The organism is Streptomyces sp. NPDC089424 (assembly GCF_044749345.1).
Lineage (GTDB): Bacteria > Actinomycetota > Actinomycetes > Streptomycetales > Streptomycetaceae > Streptomyces.
In genome coordinates, this window is the sequence record NZ_JBIVHU010000003.1 from 755,866 (window position 1) to 774,000 (window position 18,135).

Annotated in this window: 17 protein-coding genes and 1 riboswitch; of the genes, 7 read left to right on the forward strand and 10 right to left on the reverse strand. The window is 71.5% G+C overall.

Annotated features, from left to right (window positions below; translation table 11 throughout):
• The first annotated feature begins 34 nt into the window (after nt 1-34).
• From rlmN to ACIP2X_RS18470, 5 genes are all read left to right on the forward strand, one after another.
• On the forward strand, nt 35-1,141 hold the full coding sequence (rlmN, locus tag ACIP2X_RS18450; protein ID WP_401673922.1) for a 23S rRNA (adenine(2503)-C(2))-methyltransferase RlmN: 1,107 nt from the start codon (nt 35-37) through the stop codon (nt 1,139-1,141).
• A 21-nt stretch (nt 1,142-1,162) separates the two neighbouring features.
• A riboswitch (TPP riboswitch) is annotated at nt 1,163-1,268 on the forward strand.
• An 80-nt stretch (nt 1,269-1,348) separates the two neighbouring features.
• The gene (locus tag ACIP2X_RS18455; protein WP_401673924.1) at nt 1,349-2,428 is read left to right on the forward strand and encodes a thiamine ABC transporter substrate binding subunit; all 1,080 of its coding nucleotides are present in this window, start codon (nt 1,349-1,351) and stop codon (nt 2,426-2,428) included.
• On the forward strand, nt 2,404-4,068 hold the full coding sequence (locus ACIP2X_RS18460; RefSeq protein WP_401673926.1) for an ABC transporter permease: 1,665 nt from the start codon (nt 2,404-2,406) through the stop codon (nt 4,066-4,068). The genes ACIP2X_RS18455 and ACIP2X_RS18460 overlap by 25 nt, the downstream gene beginning before the upstream one ends.
• Entirely contained in the window at nt 4,068-5,099 is a 1,032-nt protein-coding gene (locus tag ACIP2X_RS18465) for an ABC transporter ATP-binding protein (protein ID WP_401673928.1), read from the forward strand. Before ACIP2X_RS18460 ends, ACIP2X_RS18465 begins: the two co-directional genes overlap by 1 nt.
• 21 nt (nt 5,100-5,120) lie before the next feature.
• Nucleotides 5,121-5,285: a hypothetical protein gene (locus tag ACIP2X_RS18470; RefSeq protein ID WP_401673931.1), complete on the forward strand. Its 165-nt coding sequence runs from the start codon at nt 5,121-5,123 to the stop codon at nt 5,283-5,285.
• A gap of 116 nt (nt 5,286-5,401) precedes the next feature.
• Here the strand turns inward: ACIP2X_RS18470 and ACIP2X_RS18475 are convergent, their stop codons facing one another.
• The 7 genes from ACIP2X_RS18475 to ACIP2X_RS18505 all read right to left on the reverse strand — a co-directional run bounded on the left by ACIP2X_RS18475 (nt 5,402) and on the right by ACIP2X_RS18505 (nt 12,211).
• Nucleotides 5,402-6,097, reverse strand: a complete 696-nt coding sequence (locus ACIP2X_RS18475) for an LAETG motif-containing sortase-dependent surface protein (protein ID WP_401673933.1) — start codon at nt 6,095-6,097, stop codon at nt 5,402-5,404.
• 161 nt (nt 6,098-6,258) lie between these two features.
• Entirely contained in the window at nt 6,259-7,389 is a 1,131-nt protein-coding gene (locus ACIP2X_RS18480; protein WP_401673935.1) for an LOG family protein, read from the reverse strand.
• A 26-nt stretch (nt 7,390-7,415) separates the two neighbouring features.
• Complete coding sequence (locus ACIP2X_RS18485) at nt 7,416-7,823, reverse strand: VOC family protein (RefSeq protein WP_401673938.1); 408 nt, start codon at nt 7,821-7,823, stop codon at nt 7,416-7,418.
• A gap of 118 nt (nt 7,824-7,941) precedes the next feature.
• Nucleotides 7,942-9,357 (reverse strand): hypothetical protein, encoded by a 1,416-nt coding sequence (locus tag ACIP2X_RS18490; RefSeq protein WP_401673940.1) that lies wholly within the window; start codon nt 9,355-9,357, stop codon nt 7,942-7,944.
• A complete protein-coding gene (locus ACIP2X_RS18495) occupies nt 9,339-10,079 on the reverse strand; it encodes an ABC transporter ATP-binding protein (RefSeq protein ID WP_401673942.1) in 741 nt (246 codons plus the stop codon). Before ACIP2X_RS18495 ends, ACIP2X_RS18490 begins: the two co-directional genes overlap by 19 nt.
• A 216-nt stretch (nt 10,080-10,295) precedes the next feature.
• Nucleotides 10,296-11,660: an aspartate aminotransferase family protein gene (locus ACIP2X_RS18500; protein ID WP_401673944.1), complete on the reverse strand. Its 1,365-nt coding sequence runs from the start codon at nt 11,658-11,660 to the stop codon at nt 10,296-10,298.
• Between the two features lie 2 nt (nt 11,661-11,662).
• Nucleotides 11,663-12,211 carry an Lrp/AsnC family transcriptional regulator gene (locus tag ACIP2X_RS18505; protein WP_385379241.1) on the reverse strand — a complete coding sequence of 183 codons (549 nt, stop codon included), beginning with the start codon at nt 12,209-12,211 and terminating at the stop codon, nt 11,663-11,665.
• Nucleotides 12,212-12,376: 165 nt separating this feature from the next.
• Between ACIP2X_RS18505 and ACIP2X_RS18510 the strand changes: the two genes are divergently transcribed.
• Both ACIP2X_RS18510 and ACIP2X_RS18515 read left to right on the forward strand, forming a co-directional pair.
• Nucleotides 12,377-13,816, forward strand: coding sequence for a gamma-aminobutyraldehyde dehydrogenase (locus ACIP2X_RS18510; protein WP_401673946.1), 1,440 nt, complete (start codon nt 12,377-12,379; stop codon nt 13,814-13,816).
• A gap of 263 nt (nt 13,817-14,079) precedes the next feature.
• On the forward strand, nt 14,080-15,270 hold the full coding sequence (locus ACIP2X_RS18515; RefSeq protein ID WP_401673949.1) for a spermidine/putrescine ABC transporter substrate-binding protein: 1,191 nt from the start codon (nt 14,080-14,082) through the stop codon (nt 15,268-15,270).
• A gap of 31 nt (nt 15,271-15,301) precedes the next feature.
• Here ACIP2X_RS18515 and ACIP2X_RS18520 read toward each other — a convergent pair whose 3' ends face one another.
• From ACIP2X_RS18520 to ACIP2X_RS18530, 3 genes are all read right to left on the reverse strand, one after another.
• Entirely contained in the window at nt 15,302-15,964 is a 663-nt protein-coding gene (locus ACIP2X_RS18520; protein ID WP_401673951.1) for a LuxR C-terminal-related transcriptional regulator, read from the reverse strand.
• A 121-nt stretch (nt 15,965-16,085) separates the two neighbouring features.
• Nucleotides 16,086-17,243 carry a serine hydrolase domain-containing protein gene (locus tag ACIP2X_RS18525; RefSeq protein ID WP_401674502.1) on the reverse strand — a complete coding sequence of 386 codons (1,158 nt, stop codon included), beginning with the start codon at nt 17,241-17,243 and terminating at the stop codon, nt 16,086-16,088.
• 197 nt (nt 17,244-17,440) lie between these two features.
• Entirely contained in the window at nt 17,441-18,127 is a 687-nt protein-coding gene (locus ACIP2X_RS18530) for a glycerophosphodiester phosphodiesterase (protein ID WP_401673954.1), read from the reverse strand.
• Nucleotides 18,128-18,135: the final 8 nt, after the last annotated feature.

Genomic DNA, 18,135 nt, shown 5'->3' on the forward strand with positions numbered 1-18,135 from the left:
GTCACTCAAGTGGATCTGCGACACTGGTGGGGCCATGCCTAAGCCCGGAGAACTCACATTCGTCGCCCCGCGCGGAGCCAAGAAGCCGCCGCGGCATCTTGCCGATCTCACGCCTGCGGAGCGCAAGGACGCCGTTGCCGAGATCGGTGAGAAGCCGTTTCGTGCCAAGCAGCTCTCGCAGCACTACTTCGCGCGGTACGCGCACGAGCCGGAGCAGTGGACCGACATCCCCGCCGGGTCGCGCGGCAAGCTGCGGGAGGCGTTGCTGCCGGAGCTGATGACCGTCGTGCGGCATCTGTCGACGGACGAGGGCACCACCCGTAAGACGCTGTGGCGGCTGTTCGACGGGACGCTCGTGGAGTCCGTGCTGATGCGGTACCCGGACCGGGTGACGATGTGCATCAGCTCACAGGCCGGGTGCGGGATGAACTGTCCGTTCTGCGCCACCGGGCAGGCGGGACTCGACCGCAATCTGTCCACCGCGGAGATCGTCCACCAGATCGTGGACGGCATGCGGGCGCTGCGCGACGGTGAGGTGCCCGGCGGGCCCTCGCGGCTGTCGAACATCGTCTTCATGGGCATGGGCGAGCCCCTGGCCAACTACAAGCGGGTCGTCGGGGCCATCCGGGCGCTGACCGACCCCGAGCCGGACGGGCTGGGTCTGTCGCAGCGAGGGATCACCGTCTCGACGGTCGGACTGGTGCCGGCGATCCACCGCTTCGCCGACGAGGGCTTCAAGTGCCGTCTTGCCATCTCGCTGCACGCCCCCGACGACGAGCTGCGCGACACGCTGGTGCCGGTCAACACCCGCTGGAAGGTGCGCGAGGTGCTGGACGCCGGGTTCGACTACGTCCAGAAGTCGGGTCGGCGGCTGTCCATCGAGTACGCGCTGATCCGGGACATCAACGACCAGGCCTGGCGCGGTGACCGGCTCGGCCGGCTGCTCAAGGGCAAGCCCGTGCACGTCAACCTCATCCCGCTGAACCCGACTCCGGGCTCCAAGTGGACCGCGTCCCGGCCCGAGGACGAGAAGGCGTTCGTCGAGGCCATCGCCGCCCATGGGGTGCCGGTGACGATCCGGGACACCCGCGGCCAGGAGATCGACGGGGCGTGTGGTCAGCTCGCCGCCACCGAGCGGTAGTCTGACGCCGTACACATCTTCATATTCCGGCAGGGGAGCGCCACAGCGCTGAGAGTGCGGGACAGTCCGCAGACCCTCTGAACCTCGCCCAGGTCATTCTGGGTAGGGAGATCGGTCGTCACTCAAGCTGTTGCGCCCTGCCCGGGAACCCGTTCCAGGTCCCCGGGCAGGGCCGCGTCTCTTCCTGGTCAGCCAGGAGGAAAATCAGTGAGCCACACCACGAAGTTGACCGCCGCCGTCATCGGGCTGGGCCTCGTCACGCTGTCCGCGTGCGGGTCCTCGGAGTCCGGCGGCGAGGGCGCGGACTCCAAGACGGTCACCCTCGTCAGCCACGACTCGTGGGTCGTGTCGAAGAGCGTGATCGCCTCGTTCGAGAAGCAGTCCGGCTACGAGGTCAAGGTCCTCAAGGACGGCGACGCCGGTCAGGCCGTCAACAAGGCCGTCCTGACCAAGGACAACCCGCAGGGCGACGTCCTCTTCGGTGTCGACAACACCCTGCTGTCGCGCGCGCTCGACAACGGGCTCTTCCAGCCGTACCGGGCGAAGGGCGGCGACATGGTCCTGGCCGAGTACTGGGCGGACAAGGACAAGCACCGGGTCACTCCCGTCGACACCGGCGACATCTGCGTCAACTACGACAAGGCCTGGTTCAGCGAGCGCAAGCTGGACCCGCCGAAGACCCTCGACGACCTGGCCGACCCGGCGTACAAGAACCTCCTCGTCACCGAGAACGCGTCCACCTCCTCGCCCGGTCTCGGCTTCCTGCTCGGCACCGCCGCGGAGTACGGCGACGACGGCTGGGTGGACTACTGGAAGAAGCTCAAGGCCAACGGCGTGAAGGTCGTCGACGGCTGGGAGCAGGCCTACAACGAGGAGTTCTCGGGCTCCGCGGGCGGCAGGAAGGCGGGCGGCGACCGGCCGCTGGTCGTGTCCTACGCCTCCTCCCCGCCCGCCGAGGTCCTCTTCGCCGACCCGAAGCCCAAGACCGCGCCGACCGGCGTCGCCATGGGCACCTGCTTCCGGCAGGTCGAGTACGCGGGGCTGCTGAGCAACGCGAAGAACCCCGAGGGCGGCAAGGCGCTCCTGGACTTCATGCTCACCAAGGAGTTCCAGGACGACATGCCGCTCAACATGTTCGTCTACCCGGTGCGGGAGGCCGCCCAGGTGCCGCAGGAGTTCGTGAAGTTCGGCCCGCAGGCCGAGGATCCCCAGACCATGGACCCGGCGAAGATCGCCGAAAACCGTGACGAGTGGGTCAAGGCGTGGACGTCGCTCGTACTCAAGTAGCCGCCAAGGCGCGCGGGAACGCGGCGCGGCTCGGGCTCCTCGCCCTGCCCGTCGCGTTCTTCGCGGTCTTCTTCGCCTATCCCGTCGCCGCGATCGTCGGGCGCGGGCTGAAGACCGACGGGACCTGGCAGTTCGGGCGGCTCGCCGACGTGCTGGCCCAGTCCGACATCCGGCACGTGCTGTGGTTCACCACCTGGCAGGCGCTCGTCTCGACCGCGCTGACGCTGCTGATCGCGCTGCCGGGCGCCTATGTGTTCGCCCGGCTCGACTTCCCCGGCAAGCAGGTGCTGCGGGCGGTCGTGACCGTGCCGTTCGTGCTGCCGACGGTCGTGGTCGGCACGGCGTTCCTGGCGCTGGTGGGGCGCGGCGGGCTGCTGGACGACCTGTGGGGCGTACGGCTGGACTCCACCGTGTGGGCGATCCTGCTCGCGCACGTCTTCTTCAACTACGCGGTCGTCGTACGGACGGTCGGCGGGCTCTGGGCGCAGCTGGACCCGCGCCAGGAGGAGGCCGCGCGTGTGCTCGGCGCCTCACGCCTCGGCGCCTGGCGGAGCGTGACCCTGCCGGCGCTCGGACCTGCCGTGGCCGCCGCCGCGCTGATGGTCTTCCTGTTCACCTTCACCTCCTTCGGCGTGGTGCAGATCCTCGGAGGGCCCACCTTCGCCACCCTCGAAGTGGAGATCTACCGGCAGACCACGGAGGTCTTCGACCTCGCCACCGCCGCCGTGCTGACGATGGTCCAGTTCGCGGCGGTGGGCGCGGTGCTCGCCGTGCACGCCTGGACCGTACGGCGGCGGGAGAGCACCCTGCGGCTGGTGGACGCGTCCGTGACCGCGCGCCGGCCGCGCGGGACCGGGCAGTGGGCACTGGCAGCCGGTGTCCTTGCCGTCGTCGCCCTGCTGATCCTGCTGCCGCTCGCCGTGCTGGTGCAGCGTTCCCTCGACGCGCCGGGCTTCGGCTACTACCGGGCGCTGACCAGTGAGGACGGCGGCACCTTCCTCGTCCCGCCGATCGACGCGATCGGCAACTCGCTGTCGTACGCGGTCGTCGCCACCGCGATCGCCGTACTGGTCGGAGGGCTCGCCGCGGTGGCGCTGACCCGGCGCGACGCGGGGCGGTTCGTGCGCGGCTTCGACGCGCTGCTGATGCTGCCGCTGGGCGTGTCCGCGGTGACGGTCGGGTTCGGCTTCCTGATCGCGCTCGACGAGCCTCCGCTGAACCTGCGTGCCTCCTGGATCCTGGTGCCGCTGGCGCAGGCGCTGGTCGGGGTGCCGTTCGTCGTGCGGACCATGCTGCCGGTGCTGCGGGCGGTGGACGTGCGGTTGCGGGAGGCCGCGGCGGTGCTCGGGGCGTCGCCGTGGCGGGCCTGGCGTGCGGTGGATCTGCCGATGGTGCGGCGGGCGCTGCTGGTGGCGGCAGGGTTCGCCTTCGCCGTGTCGCTCGGGGAGTTCGGGGCGACGGTCTTCATCGCGCGGCCGGACAACCCGACGCTGCCGGTCGCCGTGGCGCGGCTGCTGGGGCGGCCGGGCGATCTCAACTACGGGCAGGCGATGGCCCTTTCGACGATTCTGATGGTGGTGTGCGCGGTGGCCCTGCTGGTGCTTGAGCGGCTGCGGACCGACCGGACGGGGGAGTTCTGATGCTGCTCGGCCTGGAGAACGCGACCGTGCGGTTCGGCGCCCGGCCCGTGCTGGACGGCGTCGGACTGGAGGTGGCCGAGCACGAGGTGGTGTGCGTGCTCGGGCCGAGCGGCAGCGGAAAGTCGACGTTGCTGCGGGCCGTCGCGGGGCTGCAACCGCTGGACGCCGGGCGGGTGGTGCTCGACGGCCGCGACCAGTCCGGGGTGCCCGCGCATCAGCGGGGCGTCGGGCTGATGTTCCAGGACCACCAGCTCTTCCCGCAGCGGGACGTGGGCGGCAACGTGGCCTTCGGGCTGCGCATGCACGGGACGCCCAGGGCCCAGCAGCAGGTGCGGGTGGCGGAGTTGCTCGACCTGGTGGGGCTGCCGGGCGCCGAACGCCGGGCGGTCGCCGCTCTGTCCGGAGGTGAGCAGCAGCGGGTGGCGCTGGCCCGGGCGCTGGCGCCCCGGCCCCGGCTGCTCATGCTGGACGAGCCGCTCGGCCAGCTGGACCGGTCGCTGCGGGAGCGGCTCGTGGTGGAACTGCGGGAGCTGTTCGGCCGGTTGGGGACGACCGTGCTCGCGGTGACCCACGACCAGGGGGAGGCCTTCGCGCTGGCCGACCGGGTGGTGGTCATGCGGGACGGGCGCATCGCCCAGTCCGGTACGCCGCTCGAGGTCTGGCAACGGCCCGCGGACGAGTTCGTGGCGCGTTTCCTGGGCTTCGAGAACGTCACCGCGGCGACGGTGAGCGCGCAGGCCGCCGACACGGTGTGGGGGAAGCTGCCGGTGCCGGAGGGTGCGGAGCAGGGGGCGCGGACCGTGCTCGTACGGCCCGCCGGAGTGCGCCTCGTCGCCCCCGACGCCGGGCTGCGGTGCACGGTGGCCGCGCGGACGTTCAAGGGCACGCATGTCGCCGTACACCTGCAACCGATGGACGGCGCGCCGCGGTTGGAGGCGGCCTGTGCGCTGCGGGACGCGCCCGAGGTGGGCGGGAGCGTGGGCGTCGAGTTCGACGCGGCGGACGTCGTGGTGCTCGGCCGATCCGGCTGATCGTAGGGTGCGGCGCCCGAGGTGGCGGCTGATGCGATCGACGAGTGGCTGGAGGTCGTGCGGTTCGCGCGGCGGACGATGCCGCACGACGCGGTGCGGGAGTTGCGCGGGGCGGGCAGGAGCATCCGTCTGCACGCGACCGACACCGGGCGGGAGTTGCACGCGGAGAAGGCGACGGTCGGTTGAGGGGCCCGCGCGGGAGGTGGGCCGGTAGGGCACAGGGAGCGGCCGGTCCTGAGAAGGCGGATGGCCCGCCCCCGTGAAGGGGACGGGCCATCGTGGTGCACACCGTGCGCGAGGGATCAGCGGTTGCTGTTCGCCCCACGGCGGCGCATGCCGAGGAAGACCGCTCCGCCACCGACGACGACCAGGGCCGCCGCGATGCCGGCGATCATGCCGGTGCTGGAGTTGGCGCCGGTCTCGGCGAGGTTGGAGTCACCGACCGCGGGGGAGGGGGCGTTGCTCGGGGCGTCCGCGGGCGGGGTGCTGCCGTCCTCGGAGGGCGTCGGGGCCGGGCTGTCGGACTCGGCCGGGGTCGAGGGGGTGTCCGAGGGCTCCGGAGCCGTCTCCGACGGGGTCGGCTTCGGGGTGTCCTCGGTGGTGCAGGCCGTGGCCGGGGTGGTCAGGTTGGGCTTGATGTCCTCGTCGACCTGGTTGCCGGCCTTGACGTGGACGCGGTACGTCGCGTTCGGCTTCCAGTCCTCGGCGAAGGTGATCGTGACGCCCTCGCGCGAGCCCTTGACCTCCTGGGAGCCGACGAGCCGCTCGTCGGCGCCCTTGTTCTCCAGGTAGACCGACACGGTCGCCGGGACCCCGGACGGGTCCTTGTCGGTGACCGTGATGACGCCCTTGGTGCCTTCGCACGCGGCCGCGGCGGAGAACTCGCTGATGTTGCAGGCGAGCGCGTTGCCCGCGACGCCGAGCGCGAGCGCGGCGGAGGCGGCGGTGACACCGAGGATGCGCACGGAACGGCGTGCGTTACGGTGATTTATGGACACGTTTGTCCTTCATGGGATGCGCAAATTGCGGGGGGCTGAGGGGGAGATGAGGCGCCGGCACCGGCCGGTCCCATCACCCCCACGAGGCTCACAGGTTTATAAGCGCGCCATAAGCAGTGTCAATCCGTAAGCGGGTCCCGGCCGTTGGCTTTGCCCTCTTATTAACCGCCCAGACGTTTCAAGGCGTCCGGAGCCTCTTCGATCCGGTCGACCAGGGCGATGCGTGCCTCCATCGCCCGCTCCCGGGCCAGCGACCGCAACAGCGGCCAGGTGGGCAACCGCTCCGTCCAGTGCTCACGGTCGACCAGCACCATAGGGGTGGGTTCGCCACGGGATTCGTAGTAGTTCGGCGTCGCGTTGTCGAATATCTCCTGAACGGTTCCGGCGGCGCCCGGCAGGAACACCACGCCCGCGGTGCAGCGGGCCAGCAGGCCGTCCTCGCGGGTGGCGTTGGCGAAGTACTTGGCGATGTGCGCCGCGAAGGCGTTGGGCGGCTCATGGCCGTAGAACCAGGTGGGGACGCCGACCGAGGGCCCGCCGTCCGGCCAGCGCTCGCGCACCTCGAAGGCGGCGCGGGCCCAGTCCGTGATCGACGGGACGAACTTCGGTGTCTTCGCCAGGAGCCGCAGTGCCTGGTCCAGCATCCCGTCGGGGTGCGGGGCGGCGTAGGCGCCCAGGTTCGCCGCCTCCATCGCGCCGGGGCCGCCACCGGTCGCGACGGTGAACCCGGCGCGCGCGAGTTCCCGGCCCAGGCGCGCGGCTCCGGCGTACGCCTCCGAGCCGCGCGCCATCGCGTGCCCTCCCATCACGCCCACCACGCGGTGGCCGGCTAGGAGTTCGTCCAGCGCGTCGGAGACGGCGTCGTCGTGCACCGCACGGAGCATCGACGCGAAGACGTCGCCGTCCGCCTTGGTCCGCTGGAACCAGGCGTAGGACAGCGCGTCCGGGGTGCCCTCGTACCCGTCCGCCAGACCCTCGAACAGTTCGCCGGGCGTGTAGACGAGGCCGCGGTACGGGTCGAAGGGCAGGTCGGGTATGGGCGGGAAGACCAGGGCGCCGGCGGCGGCGACACGGGTGGCCGCGGCGTCGGCCATGGGGCAGCCGAGGAAGACGGCGCCGGTGACGTCGACGGACAGCAGCTCCTGCGTACGGTCCGTCAGGTCGACGGCCTGGACGCGGAACAGGGCCAGCGTGCCGTGCGCGGAGAGGACCTCGTCGAACTCGGGGAGGGACTCGATCTCGCGGTCGTGGGCGGCGGTGTGGGCGGCGTGGGCGGGTGGCGTCGGATGCACCCGCCCATGCTAGGCGCGCGGGTCGCTCAGCCCTCGACGGCCGCCGGGTCCATCCACATGACCTCCCAGGTGTGCCCGTCGGGGTCGTCGAAGGCGCGGCCGTACATGAAGCCGTAGTCCTGGGTCTCGCCGGAGGCGGAGCCACCGGCCGCGATCGCGTTGTCCACCAGCTCGTCGACCTTCTCGCGGCTCTCCGCGCTCAGGCACAGCAGCACCTCGCTGGACTTCGTTGCGTCCACGATCTCCTTCTTCGTGAACCCGGCGTACTTCGGCTTGGTGAGCAGCATCGCCACGATCGTCTCGCTGATCACGACCGAGGCCGTGGACTCGTCGCTGAACTGCTCGTTGATCGTGTAGCCGAGCTGCGTGAAGAACTTCTTCGAGGCGTCGAGGTCGTTCACGGGCAGGTTCACGAAGATCATCTGCTGGTACATCTGGGGCCTCTCCCATCGGTGTCGTGCCGTTCGGTGGGATAGACCCGGGACCCGTGCGGAACTCATCGCCGGCCGGAGATTTTTTTCGCACGTGTTTTCCGTGGCCGCGCGGCGGGCCTCAGCGGGTCAGCGGCTGCGCCGCGAGGGCGGCGACGACCAGGGTCAGCGGGGCGAACAGGGCGACCAGGGCCGCGGCGCGCAGGGTGGCGGCGGCCCGCAGCATGGTCGCGGGGGCGCCGAGGCGGAGCAGGGCGGCCGTGGTGTCGGCGCGGGCGTGCTTGGCCTCCACGGCCGCGGTGAGCAGCGTGGCCAGGGTGCACCCGGCGACGAGGAGCGCGCCGAGGGTGGTCAGGGGGCCGAAGGTGGGTCCGTCCGGGTTCTGCAGGGCGGCCATGGCGTAGGCGGCGGACGCGACCGCGCAGACGATGCCCAGCGGGCGGCCGATGCGGGAGGACTCCTCCATCAGCACGCGGCCCGCGAGCAGGCGCAGGGCGCCGGGGCGGACCGCCTGCAGGAGGTGGCCGCAGACATGGGTCAGGCCGGGGCCGGCCAGGGCGAGGCCGACGGCGGTCAGGAGCCAGCCGAGGAGGACGCCCAAGGGCCCGCTGGTGAGTCCGCCGGGCATGTCGGTCGTCGCGGTGGTGTGGCCGGCGTAGGCCTCCACGGCGAGGCCGGCGGCGAGGGTGGAGATGCCCCAGGGGAGGGCCGCGGTGGGGTGGGGCCGCCGGTCCGGGGACGCGGGGGCGCCGGGCGTCAGGGGCAGGAGGGCCACCTGGGCGTCCGGCCCCTGGGGGGCGTCGCCGTTGCGCGGCAGGGGGGCCGGGCCGGCCGTGCGCGGGGGCGACTGCTCGGCGGCCGTGGCGACAGCGCCGCCGTCCGCCCCATGCCCCTCGTCGTCCGGGCCCCGCCGCAGACGCGCGCCGAAACGGCCGTACGCCCCGAACGTCTCGCGCATCGCCCCGGTCCCGTACGCCCCGAAGCGGCCGAAGGCCTTCCGCGCGCCGCCCGGCTGAGCCGGCCGGGCCTCGCGCGGGCGCAGGACCAGGGCCACCGACAGGGACGCGGCCGCCGGGACCAGGGCGAGCAGGGTCAGGGCGCCCGCCACCGGCAGGGGCCGGTCGGCGGCCAGGAACTGGGCGCCCGCCCCGTCGAAGGGCATGCCCGTGATGGTGCCGCGCAGGTGCAGGAAGAAGAACAGCGCCAGCATCGAGCCGAGGGCCGTGGACAGGGCCGTCGTCGTGGCCGAGATCGTCATCAGGCGGGCCGGGCCGAGGCCGATCGCCGACAGGCCCGGACGGGGGCGGGTGCCGGGGTCGGTGCGGGCGACGGCGACCGCGAACTGGACCGTGGCGGCCAGCGGGACCGCGCACCAGGCCAATCGGAGAGCGGCCGCGGGGGGATCGTCGGGGTGGCCGAGCGCGTAGCCGAGGGTGCCCAGCAGGAGGAGCCCCGTGCCGGCCGACGCCGCCGCGACGAGGAGCCGCCGCAGCTGGACGGCCGGACGGGCGCTGCGGGTCAGACGGAGAGCGAGCACGCGGCCCGGCCTTCCGACTCGGTGACCGGCGGCAGCTGCAGGGTGGTGACGCACCGCCCGTCCAGCAGGGAGACCGTGCGGTCGGCGAGGGCCGCGGTGGTCGGGTCGTGGGTGGCCAGGACCACCGTGATGCCGTGCGAGCGGGCCGCCGTGGTGAGGGTGCGCAGCACGTGCCCGCGGTCGGCGTGGTGCAGCGGCGCGGTGGGCTCGTCGGCGAACAGGACCGTCGGTGCCGGGGCCAGCGCGCGGGCGATGCACACCCGCTGCCGCTCCGCCTGGCGCAGCGCGTGCGGGCGCTTGCGGGCGCAGTCACCCACGTCGAGACGGTCCAGCCACTCGCGCGCGACCGTCTTGGCGCGCCGCCGGCTGGTGCCGCGCAGCATCAGCGGGAGCGCGGCGTTCTCCCAGACGTTCAGTTCCGGTACGAGGACGGGGGCGGGGTCGATCCAGCCGAACCGGTCGCGGCGCAGCCGTTCGCGGGCGACGGGGCCCATGGTGTGCACGGGCACGCTGTTGAACCAGACCTCGCCGTCCTTGGGGCGCAGCAGTCCGGACAGGCAGGCCAGGAGCGTGCTCTTGCCGCTTCCGCGCGGGCCGGTGACGGCGAGGATCTCGGCCTCCCGGACGCCCAGCGAGACCCCGCCGAGCGCGGGGGTGCCGTCGGGGTGCTGGAAGTGCAGGGCGCGTGCCCAGAGGACGTCGTTGTCCGGCGGAGCCACCATGGGCGTACACCTCAGTTCTGATCCGTATGTGCCGTGCCTGGTCCCTCGTGCGGGGGAACGAAGGCTGGGCCGATCGGTCACTGGGCACGCTAGGCAGCGGCCACCGGGCTCCCGGACAGCACACGGCCCCGGGCCGCCGTTCTCACTCGAACGGCGGCGCCGGGGCCGTTGCCGATCATTCCGGACTTGCCGGAGGAGGATCGTCGTGCCGGAGGATCAGAGCTTCGTCCACGCCTCCGTCAGCGTGGCCCGCAGGATCTGCTCGATCTCGTCGAAGGTCCCCTGGTCGGAGATCAGCGGCGGGGCGAGCTGGATGACCGGGTCGCCGCGGTCGTCGGCACGGCAGTACAGGCCGTTGTCGAACAGGGCCTTGGACAGGAAGCCGTACAGGACGCGCTCGGTCTCCTCGTCGTCGAAGGACTCCTTGGTGGCCTTGTCCTTCACCAGCTCGATGCCGTAGAAGAAGCCGTTGCCGCGGACGTCGCCGACGATCGGCAGGTCGTGCAGCTTCTGCAGGGTCTGCAGGAAGGCGCCCTCGTTGTCGAGCACGTGCTGGGGGAGGTTCTCGCGCTCGAACAGTTCGAGGTTGGCGAGACCCACGGCCGCGGAGACCGGGTGGCCGCCGAAGGTGTAGCCGTGCAGGAAGGTGTTGTCGCCCTTGTAGAAGGGCTCGGCGACGCGGTCGGAGACGATGCACGCGCCGATCGGGGAGTAGCCCGAGGTCATGCCCTTGGCGCAGGTGATCATGTCCGGTACGTAGCCGAACTTGTCGCAGGCGAACATCGTGCCCAGGCGGCCGAAGGCGCAGATGACCTCGTCCGACACGAGCAGCACGTCGTACTGGTCGCAGATCTCGCGCACCCGCTGGAAGTAGCCGGGCGGCGGCGGGAAGCAGCCACCGGCGTTCTGCACCGGCTCCAGGAAGACGGCGGCGACCGTGTCCGGGCCCTCGAAGAGGATCTCCTGCTCGATCTGGTCGGCGGCCCAGCGGCCGAAGGCCTCGGGGTCGTCGCCGTGGATCGGGGCGCGGTAGATGTTGGTGTTCGGCACCTTGTGCGCGCCCGGGACGAGCGGCTCGAAGGGGGCCTTGAGGGCCGGCAGGCCGGTGATGGACAGGGCGCCCTGCGGGGTGCCGTGGTAGGCGACCGCGCGCGAGATGACCTTGTACTTGGTCGGCTTGCCCTGCAGCTTGAAGTACTGCTTGGCGAGCTTCCAGGCGGTCTCGACGGCCTCGCCGCCACCGGTGGTGAAGAAGACCTTGTTCAGATCGCCCGGGGCGTAGTCCGCGAGGCGCTCGGCCAGCTCCACGGCCTTCGGGTGGGCGTAGGACCAGACCGGGAAGAAGGCCAGCTCCTGGGCCTGCTTGAACGCGGTCTCGGCGAGCTCGACGCGGCCGTGACCGGCCTGGACCACGAACAGACCCGCCAGACCGTCGAGGTAGCGCTTGCCCTTGTCGTCGTAGATGTAGGTGCCCTCACCCCGCACGATCGTCGGCACGGGCGAGTTCTCGTACGAGGACATCCGGGTGAAGTGCATCCACAGGTGGTCGTACGCGGATTTGCTGAGGTCCTTGGTACTCACGGTTATCGGGTTCCCCACATGTAGGTCTGCTTCTTGAGCTTGAGGTAGACGAAGCTCTCGGTGGAGCGCACGCCGGGCAGTGCCCGGATGCGTTTGTTGATGACGTCCAGCAGGTGGTCGTCGTCCTCGCAGACGATCTCGGCGAGGATGTCGAACGAGCCCGCGGTCATCACCACGTACTCGACTTCCGACATGCCGGTCAGAGCGTCGGCCACGTTCTCCGTGTCGCCCTCGACGTTGACACCGACCATCGCCTGCCGGCGGAAGCCCACGGTGAGCGGGTCCGTCACGGCGACGATCTGCATCACGCCCTGGTCGAGCAGCTTCTGGACGCGCTGGCGCACCGCCGCCTCGGACAGGCCGACGGCCTTGCCGATGGCGGCGTACGGCCGGCGGCCGTCCTCCTGGAGCTGCTCGATGATCGCGAGGGAGACGGCGTCCAGCTGGGGGGTGCCGTTCCGGGACTCGCGGGAGGACTCACGGAAGGACTCGCGGAGGTCCCGCGAGTTCCTCTGGTCTGCGCTTCGACTGGCCACGGCCACACTGTGCACGACGTCTCGACAGTTTTGCAAGGCCGCATCGATGAAATTCGTTGTGTAGGCGTTCGAATCTTGCGGATATCGCAGATCTGGCGGCCCGGGGGGTGTTGAAACCGTGGGACTAGCGATTAGGGTGGGTGTCTCAGTGATTGGACACCCGAACTTGGAGGGCCGGCAGTGAGCACCGAGCTGCGTCGTCTGCGCAACTACATCGACGGAGAGTTCCGGGACGCCGCCGACGGACGGACCACCGAGGTGGTGAACCCGGCGACCGGCGAGGCGTACGCCACCGCGCCGCTGTCCGGGCAGGCCGACGTCGACGCCGCCATGGCGGCCGCCGAGGCCGCGTTCCCGGCGTGGCGTGACACGACCCCGGCCGAGCGGCAGAAGGCCCTCCTGAAGATCGCGGACGCGTTCGAGACGCGCGCCGAGGAACTGATCGCGGCCGAGGTGGAGAACACGGGCAAGCCGACCGGGCTGACCCGCTCCGAGGAGATCCCGCCGATGGTCGACCAGATCCGCTTCTTCGCGGGTGCGGCCCGGATGCTGGAGGGCCGCTCCGCCGGCGAGTACATGGAGGGGCTCACCTCGATCGTCCGGCGTGAGCCGGTCGGCGTCTGCGCGCAGGTCGCGCCGTGGAACTACCCGATGATGATGGCCGTGTGGAAGTTCGCCCCGGCGATCGCCGCGGGCAACACGGTCGTGCTGAAGCCGTCCGACACCACCCCGGCCTCCACCGTCCTCATCGCCGAGATCCTCGGGGAGGTCCTCCCCAAGGGCGTCTTCAACGTGATCTGCGGTGACCGTGACACCGGTCGCATGATGGTCGAGCACCCCACCCCGGCGATGGCCTCCATCACCGGCTCGGTGCGCGCCGGCATGTCGGTGGCCGAGTCCGCCGCCAAGGACGTCAAGCGGGTCCACCTGGAGCTGGGCGGCAAGGCGCCGGTCGTCGTCTTCGAGGACACCGACATCGCCAAGGCCGTCGAGGACATCTCGGTGGCGGGCTTCTTCAACGCCGGGCAGGACTGCACCGCGGCCACCCGCGTGCTGGTGCACGAGGCGATCCACGACGAGTTCGTGCAGGCCCTCGCCAAGGCCGCGGCCGAGACCAAGACCGGTGAGCCGGACGACGAGGACGTGCTCTACGGCCCGCTGAACAACCCCAACCAGCTCAAGCAGGTCACCGGCTTCATCGAGCGGCTGCCCGCGCACGCCAAGGTCGAGGCCGGCGGTCACCAGGTCGGCGACAAGGGCTACTTCTACGCCCCCACCGTCGTCTCCGGCCTGCGGCAGGACGACGAGATCGTGCAGAACGAGGTCTTCGGCCCCGTCATCACCGTCCAGTCCTTCCGCGACGAGGACCAGGCCGTCGAGTACGCCAACGGCGTCGAGTACGCCCTCGCCTCCTCGGTCTGGACGAAGGACCACGGTCGCGCGATGCGGATGTCGAAGAAGCTCGACTTCGGCTGTGTGTGGATCAACACCCACATCCCGCTGGTCGCCGAGATGCCGCACGGCGGCTTCAAGAAGTCCGGTTACGGCAAGGACCTGTCGGGCTACGGCTTCGACGACTACACGCGGATCAAGCACGTCATGACCTCGCTGGACGCGTAGCGCGCCCCCGGGGGCGTTCGGGGAGTGCCTCTCCCCGCGCCTTCCGCAAGGCGTCGCGCACGCGCCGGTGTTCAGAGCTCGGCCCCGGACGGAGGACGGACCGTCCGGGGCCGTGGTGCGTCCGAAGGGTGCGCCGGGACGGTGTCCCCGGGCCGCTCTCCCGCGTCTGCCCCGGGGTGATCGACAAGGTGTCCGCGCGGCGCCGAGGGGCTCGACGCAGCGTCCATTGTCCGTGCCGTGACGCGCGCGGCATGCTGGAAGTCATGGCCCTCCCACCCGCGCATGCGCCGAACCTGTCCCGTCGCTCCCTGCTGCTCGCCCTCGGCGGCACCGCCGCGGCGGGCGCGCTCGCGGGCTGTGGGGTACCGGCCGCGTACGTGAGGGCCGGCGACCGGGCCGCCGTCGACCGCTCGGACCGTGACAGGCGGCTGACCTGGGCCAACTGGCCGCTGTACATCGACACCGACGACTCCGGCAGGAAGCGGCCGACGCTGGACGCCTTCGAGCGGCGTACCGGCATCGCCGTCGACTACGTCGAGGAGATCAACGACAACGACGAGTTCTTCGGGAAGATCAGCCCTTCCCTGATGAACCACCAGTCCACCGACCGCGATCTGATCGTCATCAGTGACTGGATGTGCGCGCGGTTCGTGCGGCTGGGGTGGGTGCAGGAGATGGACCGCGCCCGCCAGGCACACGTCACGCGCTACCTCGATCCGCTGCTGCGCTCCCCGGCCTTCGACCCCGGCCGCAAGTTCACCGTGCCGTGGCAGTCCGGCATCACCGGCATCGCGTACAACCGCAGGGCGCTGGGCCGGCAGGTGCGCCATGTCTCCGAGCTGTGGGCGGACGACCTCAAGGGCCGGGTCACGCTCCTGTCGGGGCTCGACGAGGCGTTCGCCCTGCTGATGCAGGGCGACGGTGTCGACATCACGCGGTGGACGGCCGACGACTTCCACCGGATGTGCGACCACCTGGAGAAGCGGGTCAAGGCCGGTCACATCCGCCGCTTCACCGGCAACGACTACATCAAGGACCTGTCCAGCGGCGACGTCCTGGCGTGCCAGGCCTACTCGGGCGACGTGATCCAGCTCCAGGCGGACGACCCGGACATCGAGTTCGTGGTCCCCGAGGAGGGTGCCGAGCTGTGGTCCGAGTCCCTGATGATCCCCAACCTCGCCGCCCACAAGGCCAATGCGGAGCGGCTCGTCGACCACTACTACGAGCCCGAGGTCGCGGCGGAGCTGGCGGCGTGGGTGAACTACGTCTGCCCCGTGCCCGCCGCGCAGGACGTCCTGGCCTCCGCCAAGGACGCGGAGACCGCGGCTCTGGCCGAGGACCCGCTGATCTTCCCGGACACGGCGATGCGCCGGCGCCTCGCGATCGCACGGGACATCGACGCGCAGGAGCGGGTGGAGTTCGCGCGGCGGTGGAACGGCATCGTGGGGTTGTGAGACGGGGCGGGGCGCCGGGCCGTGCGGGCGATCAGGCCGCCGGGCGTACCAGGCCGGTCTCGTAGGCGAAGGTCACCGCCTGGACCCGGGCGCGGGCTCCGATCTTGGTCAGGATGTGGCTGACGTGGGACTTCACGGTGGTCGTCGCGATGGACAGACGGGCCGCGATCTCCGCGTTGGTCGAGCCGGAGGCCACGGCGACCAGGACATCACGCTCGCGTTGCGTGAGGAGGAGGGGCCCCGGACCGGGAGGGGGTGCGTTCACGGCGTCCTGCCGGCGGACGGCCTCGATGAGGGCGTGGGTCAGCGCCGGGGTGAGGACGGCGTCGCCGGAGGCCACCACCCGGATCGCCGCGGTCAGTTCGCCCGGGGTGGCATCCTTGAGCAGGAAGCCGGTGGCCCCGGCCCGCACCGTGGCGGCGGCCTGGCCCTCGTCGTTCGCGGGAGCCAGGGCGAGGACACGGGGAGCGGGGTCCGGGAGCCGGGCGATCCGCTGGACGACCTCGGTGCCGGTCGCTTCCGAGAGTTCGCTGTCCAGCAGGACGACGTCGGGGCGCAGCGCGGCGCTCGCGCGGACCGCCTCGCCGCCCGAGGTCTCGCCCAGCACGTGCAGGTCGGGCTCGGCGGCCAGCAGCAGGCGCAGGGCGTGGCGCTGGAGGGACTGGTCGTCGCTGACGACGAGTACGGAGACCATGCTGCGGTCCTGCCCTTCCCGCTGGCGAACGAAACGGTTTCGTTCAGATGTCCAGCGTAGCCCCGCACGTCATCGAAACGGCATCGTTTTCCCGGTGGGCTGGATCACACGAGGTGTCCCGCTAGCGCAGGGCGGCCTGCACGATCCGCGCCGCGACCGGGTTCATCGACTCGTCCTTGGCGTCGGTCGCGTTGACCGAGTACACGAGCGTGCGGTCGAGTTCGAGATCGGCGGCGACCGCGGTGGCGTATCCGTACCGCGCCCCGGACTTGAACCAGAACTCACGTTCCCCGACCACATGCCGTTGCAGCCCGGCGCTGTACGGCGCCTCGTCCTCGGGCAGGTTCGCCGGTCCGGTGAACATCTCGTGCAGCTGGGGTCGCGGCACGATCCGGCCCCGCACCAGCGCGGTGATGAGCCGCTCAAGATCCGCCGTCGTGGAGATCATGTCGCCGGCCGCCCAGCGGTCCGCCTGGTTCCACTCCGTCACGTCGACGAGCCGGGTCGAGCCGTCCGGTCGCGCCATGACCTGGTAGCCGCGGTGGTGCGGGCCGTGGATGCGTGGGTCGGTGCCGGGAAAGTACGAGTTCCGCATCCCGGCGGGGCGCAGCACGCGCCGGGTGGCCGCCATGGCGTAGGAGTCCCCGGTCACCTGCTCGATCAGCATGCCGAGGATCGTGTAGTTGATGTTGAGGTAGTGCTGCCGGTCGCCGGGAGCGAACTCCGGACCCTTCGCCGCCGCCGACTCCACCAGCCGCTCGGGCGGCAGTGTGTCGAAGCGGTGGGCGTACGGGTCGGTGAATCCGTCGCCCGCCGGGATGCCGCTGGTGTGGTTCAGCAGCCGGCGCACCGCGATCGGCAGCGTGAACAGCGACCCGAGCAGCCCCGGCAGGTAGTGCTGCACGGGTTCGTCCAGATCGATACGTCCCTCCGCCGCGAGGTGCAGTACGGTCGCCGCCGTCACCACCTTGGTCGTCGAACCCGCCCGGAACCTGGCGTCGGGATCGGCCGCCCGCCCGCTCACCAGATCCCGCACGCCTGAACTGCCGTGCCAGCAGCCGTTCCTGCCGCCGATCCGTACCAGCGCGGCGGTCGCGTACTGGTCGGGCAGCCCGTGGATCGCGGCCCGCAGGGCCTTCCCGTCCGGGCCGGGGGCGGACGGGGGTGCGGGTGCGGGTGCCGGTGCCGGTGCCGCCGAGGCGGGCGTGGCGAGGCCGCCGGCGGCGAGGGTGAGGGCGCCGGAGGTTGCCAGGACGGTTCTGCGGGTGAGGGGGCGCATGGGCGGGCTCCAGTTGCCGAGGACGAGGTGGTCGTGATCATCCTTGGGCGTCACGACCTCACCCGGATCGTCGCCGAGGACGACCCCGGCCCTGGTGGAGCCCCGACCCAAGTGCGCGGCCGGTCAGGGGAGTTGTGGGGGACCTGCCGTAAGGGTCGGCGTCCCGGCGTGCGCTGTCGGCCTGTGCCGCCGTGCGCCTACGCCGGTGTGCGCAGGGTGCAGAGGGTGTCGACGCGGTTGGTGGTGATCGAGTCGACGCCCAGGGACAGCAGGCGGCGCATGGTGCGGCGGGTGTCGGGGGTCCACACGGACAGCAGGTAGCCGTCCTTGTGGACGCGCGCCGACAGTTCGCGACTCACCAGGCCGAAGCGGTAGTTGAGCCAGCGTGGGCGCACCGCGTCCAGCAGCGCCGGGCGCGGCGGCGCGAGGGTCGTCCAGGTGAGGGCGATCTCGGCGGCCGGGTCGGCGGCCCGTACCGCGAGCATCGCGCCGGCGTCCGCGCAGTAGTACACACGCTCCGCGGCGCCGCACTCCCGTACGACGTCGACGACCCGGCGGGCCGCCCGGACGTCGGACGTGCCCGGCAGGTCGAGCATCACCCGGTGCCCCTCGGTCGCCGTGAGCGCCTCCGCGAGCGTCGGCACCCGGCCGCCGGTGAGCCCCCGCACCTCGTCCGCCGACAGCGACCGCAGCGGCCGGTCGCGCCCCCACAGCCGCTTCAGCGTCGCGTCGTGCAGCAGCACGGGCACACCGTCGCGGGTCAGCCGCACGTCGATCTCCACCGCGTCCGCGCCCAGCCGGAGCGCGGAGCGCAGGGAGTCGATCGTGTTCTCGCGGAAGTGATAGGGGGCGCCACGGTGGGCCACGGCGGTCACGTTCGGCATGGAGCCAT

Bases quoted from the DNA above. Each gene is read 5' to 3' on its own strand.
- ACIP2X_RS18525 (WP_401674502.1), bottom strand. From the start codon at position 17,243: ATGCGCCCCCTCACCCGCAGAACCGTCCTGGCAACCTCCGGCGCCCTC.
- ACIP2X_RS18530 (WP_401673954.1), bottom strand. From the start codon at position 18,127: ATGCCGAACGTGACCGCCGTGGCCCACCGTGGCGCCCCCTATCACTTC.
- rlmN (WP_401673922.1), top strand. From the start codon at position 35: ATGCCTAAGCCCGGAGAACTCACATTCGTCGCCCCGCGCGGAGCCAAG.
- ACIP2X_RS18485 (WP_401673938.1), bottom strand. From the start codon at position 7,823: ATGTACCAGCAGATGATCTTCGTGAACCTGCCCGTGAACGACCTCGAC.
- ACIP2X_RS18515 (WP_401673949.1), top strand. From the start codon at position 14,080: ATGGCCCTCCCACCCGCGCATGCGCCGAACCTGTCCCGTCGCTCCCTG.
- ACIP2X_RS18495 (WP_401673942.1), bottom strand. From the start codon at position 10,079: ATGGTGGCTCCGCCGGACAACGACGTCCTCTGGGCACGCGCCCTGCAC.
- ACIP2X_RS18520 (WP_401673951.1), bottom strand. From the start codon at position 15,964: ATGGTCTCCGTACTCGTCGTCAGCGACGACCAGTCCCTCCAGCGCCAC.
- ACIP2X_RS18465 (WP_401673928.1), top strand. From the start codon at position 4,068: ATGCTGCTCGGCCTGGAGAACGCGACCGTGCGGTTCGGCGCCCGGCCC.